Below are 1,385 nucleotides of genomic sequence, written 5' to 3'. Positions count from 1 at the left end.
CCGCTGCACGGGCAGCGGCCCGGTGTGGACCTCGCGGAAGGAGACGTGGGCGCCGTCGAAGGAGGCGACCTCGTCGGCCCAGCAGGCCTTGATCGCGGCGAGGTACTCGTTGCTGATCGCACCGCGCTTGCGGTACGGCACGTCGAGGACGGCGAACTCCCGGGCGGCCCAGCCGGCGGCCGCGCCGAAGACGAGCCGGCCGTTGCTGAACCGGTCGATGTTGGCGGCGACGCGGGCGGTGTGCACGGGATGCCGGTACGGGAGGATCGTCACCGTCGTGCCGAGCCCCACCGTCCTGGTGACCCCGGCGAGCCAGGCGAGGGTCGCGAAGGGATCGTAGAACGGGGCGGGGAAGAGGTGCTGGACGTCCGGGGTGAGCGCCACGTGGTCGGAGACCATCGCGTAGTGGTAGCCCATCGCCTCGACCCGCAGCGCCCAGTCGGCGAGGGCGTCGGGAGTGGCCTCGGGCCCGTAGTTGGGCAGATTGACGCCGAATTTCATGAGGCGTTCCTTTCGGGGGCCCCGGCCGCGGTCGCGTCCGCGGCTCCGGCCCCGTGTGCGTTGTCCGGAAGGTCGGGCCCGGTGGTTCGCCGGGCCACCGCGAGGTGGAAGAGGACTCCCGCGAGCGCTGCCCCGGCGGCGAGGAGCGGGAGCAGGCGGGCGTCGAGCCCGTGGGCGAGTGCGAGGCCGCCGAGAGCGGAGCCGACGGCGCCGCCGAGGTAGGTGGCGGAGCTGTTGAGGCCGACGGCGGCGGCTCCGCCGTCCCCCGCGAGGAGCCGGTGCTGCTGCGGGACGACGAAGGCCCAGCCGACCGCGCCCCAGACGAGCAGGGGCAGCAGGACGAGCCCGGGTACGGCCCCGGTCCACGGCAGGAGCGCGAGGGCGCCGCCGAGGATGCCGAGGAGCGTGACCGCGAGGCGGGCGGGTCGGCCGGTCCGGTCGACGAGGGTCCCGGCGAGGAAGCTGCCGCAGACCCCGCCGATGCCCCAGACCCAGAGGTACGGCACGGCGCTGCCCACGCCGGCGACGCGGTGCAGGACGGGTTCCAGGTAGGTGTAGAGCCCGAGGCTGGCCACGGTCTGCGTGAAGGTGACGGCGACGACCACGGCGACCCGGGGGCGGGCGAGGGCGCCGATCCGGTCCCGCAGCGAGGGCGCGGCGGCTCCCCGTACGGGCGGCAGCGCGGTCGCGACGCCGAGCAGGGCGGCCAGGCCGAGCGCGGTGATCAACCACAGGGCCGCCCGCCAGCCGGAGGCCGCCGCGACGAGCAGCCCGAGCGGCACGCCGAGCACGGTGCCCGCGCTCATCCCGCCGAGGACCAGGCCGAGGGCACGCCCGCGCCGCTCGGGCGGGACGAGCGCGACGGCGGCGGTGGCGGCGGCCGG

General features: G+C 76.2%; 2 protein-coding genes. Both read right to left on the bottom strand.

What is annotated here, in order from left to right; all coding sequences use genetic code 11:
- Nucleotides 1–501 (bottom strand): LLM class flavin-dependent oxidoreductase (locus CCN56_RS36965; protein WP_143664744.1); only part of this gene is annotated, 501 nt, incomplete at its 3' end.
- Nucleotides 498–1,385: MFS transporter (locus CCN56_RS36960; RefSeq protein ID WP_086832097.1), on the bottom strand; the 888-nt coding region annotated here is incomplete at its 5' end. The genes CCN56_RS36965 and CCN56_RS36960, both read right to left, overlap by 4 nt.

It is taken from the genome of Streptomyces sp. NRRL B-24572 (assembly GCF_002156145.1).
Taxonomy (GTDB): Bacteria; Actinomycetota; Actinomycetes; order Streptomycetales; family Streptomycetaceae; genus Streptomyces; species Streptomyces vietnamensis.
The sequence above is the reverse complement of the archived record's forward strand: the minus strand, read 5'-3'. Positions and strand labels throughout refer to the sequence as shown.